We start from the raw sequence: 2,813 nt of genomic DNA, 5'->3' as shown, positions 1-2,813 counted from the left end.
CTTCGACTCCGCCGAGCTGCTGGCGGGTCCGCTGCGCGTCCTGCGCCACGCGGCGGCGACCGGGGCGGGCGCCCTCGGAGTCACCGGCGGCGCCGGCGGTCAGCGCGCGTAGGCCGTCGGGGGCACCCCGACCGTCGCCGTGAAGTCCCGTACGAGATGGGCCTGGTCGCTGTAGCCGAGTTCGGCCGCCAGCTCGGCCCAGTCCACCTCGGCGCCCTCGCTCGACTCGGCCCGCTCCAGCGCCTCATGGATGCGGTAGCGCAGGATGACCCACTTGGGGCCCACCCCCACGTACGTCGCGAACAGCCGTTGCAGCGAGCGCGCCGAGATCCCCTCCGTCTCCGCGAGCGACGCCACCCGGCGCACCGTGCGGTCGGTCCTGATCCGGTCGGCCAGCCGCATCGCCAGCGCGACCTGCGGGTCGGGCTCGGCCGGCCCGCCGGGCTCGCCGAGATCCGCGACGCCCAGCAGATACGTGTCGAGCGCCGCCACCGCCGCGTCGTCGGCCCCCGTACCCGCACCCGGACCCGTACCCGCGCCCGGACCCGCCGGGGCCAGGATCGTCGCGATCTCCGCCTCCGTCGTCGGCAGCGCCTCCGCCACCGGCAGCCGCTGCCCCGTCCACCGCGACACCGGCCACTGCGGCGCGAACGGCCGGAAACCGCCCGGCCTGAACTGCACCCCGCGCACCAGGCCGCGCCCCTCCAGCTTCTGCGTGAACAGTTCGAGGCCGATGCCGGCGACCTCCCCGAACGGCTCCTGCTCCGCGAAGTGCTGGAAGACCACGTTCACCGACGGATGCGGGACGAGATGGGAGACGTACGGCCGGGTCAGATCCCAGTCGATCAGCCAGTAGTGCTCCAGGTACGGCCGCAGCGCTGCGGCGGGCTCGCGGCGGCGGAACCGCACCTGCGCGAAGAGCTCCGGGGCGTCGATGATGCCCCGGGTGTCACGCCGTGGACCAGCCATGGAACCGATCCTATGTCGCGTTTCTTCAATACGCCGGGGCTGCCGGATTCCTAGGCTCGTGCCCATGACCGAGAAGATCAGCGAGCTGCTGCGCTCGGCGGCCGGCCGGACCGTCCCCGTCGTCCGCCGCATCACCGATGACCAGCTCACGGCGCCCACCCCGTGCGGTGAGTACGACGTCCGCGCGCTCGCCGCGCACCTCCTCCAGGTCGTGGTCGGCTTCCAGGCGCTCGCCGCCAAGGAGCAGGCCGATCTCAGCTCGCCACCGCCGCCGCTGACGGGGGACTGGCGCGAGCGGTTCGCCGAGGAGACGGACCGGCTCGTGCGGGCCTGGGAGGAGCCCGGCGCCGAGGAGGGCGTCTCGCAGGGGATGGGGCTGCCGTCGCGCACGATCGGCGCCATGGGGCTGGGCGACCTGATGGTCCACGGGTGGGACCTGGCCCGCGCGACGGGACAGCCGTACGAGCTGGATCCGGCGCTCGTGGACGTACTCTGCGCCGAGTACGCGGCGCTGGCACCGACCGCCCGCAGGATGGGGGTCTTCGGGGAAGAGGTGCCGGTGCCGGCCGGCGCGGGCCCGTTCGCCGCGCTGCTCGGACTGACGGGCCGCGACCCGGCCTGGGCGGGCCGGTAGGCGGAGCACGGCCTCCGCCGTCCGTCGGGGGGTTCCTTCCGCCTGCGCCCCGGTCCGGGTCATGATGGTGACGTATCTCGCTACGTAAGCAGAGGACCGGGGATGACTGAGCGCAAGCCACCGGGTGTGAGCTTCGAGAGCTGGGCGGACCGGCAGATCAGGGAGGCCGAGGAGCGCGGCGCCTTCGCCGACCTGCCGGGTCTCGGCAAGCCGCTGGCCTCGGCGAACGCGCCGTACGACGAGCTGTGGTGGGTCAAGGACAAGATGCGGCGGGAGAACCTGTCCTACCTCCCGCCCACGCTCATGCTGCGCAAGGAGGCGGAGGACGCCCTCGTCGGCGCGCGGGCGGCCCGCTCGGAGCGGCAGGTCAGACAGATCCTGGCGGAGATCAACGAGAAGATCGCCGCGTGCCTGGCGAAACCGCCGCCGGGGCCCGTGCTGGGCATCAGGCCGTACGACGTCGAAGAGGTCGTACGGGACTGGCGGGAGCGCCGAGCCTCGTAACGCGCGCTCTCCAACGCGCCCCCGCCCCGCGCCCGCCGACTGAATCCACGTTCAGCGGGCACACGTTCGCATGCACGCCACCGCGCGTTGCGGGTGCGGCGAAGAGGGAGCGGACATGGAGATTTCCGGCATCATCGCAGCCGTCATCATCGGCATCATCATCGGTGTTCTGGGACGGCTGGTCGTACCGGGTCGTCAGCACATCGGGGTGATCTGGACGATCATCATCGGCATCGTCGCGGCGCTGATCGGCTCCGCCATCGCGAGCGGTATCGGCGTCGCCGACACGGACGGACCCGACTGGATCGAGTGGATCATCCAGATCGTCCTGGCGGCGGTGGGTGTGGCCGCTCTGGACCGTGCGAAGTCCCCGAGCCGCCGCCGCTGACCAGCGGCAGCGCGGCGTCACCCATCAGTCAACAGTCAGTCAGAGGACAGAGAACGGCCGCTGAGCAGGTTCCAGCGGCCGTTCCGTCCGCTCAGCTCCGTCGCGGTCAGCGGCCGTACGTCGATCCGCCAGAACGCCGACGCGGGTGCGCCGACGGCGAGGGCGACCGCCGCGCGTACGACGTCCGGCTCGGCCACGACGACGACCCGGCCGCCCTCCGGTGCCAGGTCCCGCAGCCACGCGCCGACCCGCTCGTGCAGTGCCGCCAGCGACTCCCCGCCGTGCGGCGCCGCCGCCGGGTCGGCCAGCCACGCGGCC

General features: G+C 73.0%; 5 protein-coding genes. 3 read left to right on the top strand and 2 right to left on the bottom strand.

Going from position 1 to position 2,813, the window contains the following annotated elements:
- Positions 1–99 precede the first annotated feature (99 nt).
- Positions 100–969 (bottom strand): helix-turn-helix domain-containing protein, encoded by an 870-nt coding sequence (locus HY68_RS07890; RefSeq protein WP_041986136.1) that lies wholly within the window; start codon positions 967–969, stop codon positions 100–102.
- A gap of 64 nt (positions 970–1,033) precedes the next feature.
- Between HY68_RS07890 and HY68_RS07885 the strand changes: the two genes are divergently transcribed.
- The 3 genes from HY68_RS07885 (at position 1,034) to HY68_RS07875 (ending at position 2,495) form a co-directional block, all read left to right on the top strand.
- On the top strand, positions 1,034–1,603 hold the full coding sequence (locus HY68_RS07885) for a TIGR03086 family metal-binding protein (protein ID WP_041986133.1): 570 nt from the start codon (positions 1,034–1,036) through the stop codon (positions 1,601–1,603).
- A 102-nt stretch (positions 1,604–1,705) separates the two neighbouring features.
- Entirely contained in the window at positions 1,706–2,107 is a 402-nt protein-coding gene (locus HY68_RS07880; protein WP_041986131.1) for a DUF1992 domain-containing protein, read from the top strand.
- A 115-nt stretch (positions 2,108–2,222) separates the two neighbouring features.
- Positions 2,223–2,495 (top strand): hypothetical protein, encoded by a 273-nt coding sequence (locus HY68_RS07875; protein ID WP_041986127.1) that lies wholly within the window; start codon positions 2,223–2,225, stop codon positions 2,493–2,495.
- Between the two features lie 35 nt (positions 2,496–2,530).
- Here the strand turns inward: HY68_RS07875 and HY68_RS44875 are convergent.
- Positions 2,531–2,813 (bottom strand): histidine phosphatase family protein (locus HY68_RS44875; protein WP_041986123.1); only part of this gene is annotated, 283 nt, incomplete at its 5' end.

This window comes from Streptomyces sp. AcH 505 (assembly GCF_000818175.1).
Lineage (GTDB): Bacteria > Actinomycetota > Actinomycetes > Streptomycetales > Streptomycetaceae > Streptomyces.
Note: the sequence above shows the minus strand (reverse complement) of the source record. Positions and strands in the feature narration are given on the sequence as shown.

Excerpts from the sequence above, each read along its gene's own strand:
- HY68_RS07890 (WP_041986136.1), bottom strand. The coding sequence starts at position 969 with ATGGCTGGTCCACGGCGTGACACCCGGGGCATCATCGACGCCCCGGAG.
- HY68_RS07885 (WP_041986133.1), top strand. The coding sequence starts at position 1,034 with ATGACCGAGAAGATCAGCGAGCTGCTGCGCTCGGCGGCCGGCCGGACC.
- HY68_RS07880 (WP_041986131.1), top strand. The coding sequence starts at position 1,706 with ATGACTGAGCGCAAGCCACCGGGTGTGAGCTTCGAGAGCTGGGCGGAC.
- HY68_RS07875 (WP_041986127.1), top strand. The coding sequence starts at position 2,223 with ATGGAGATTTCCGGCATCATCGCAGCCGTCATCATCGGCATCATCATC.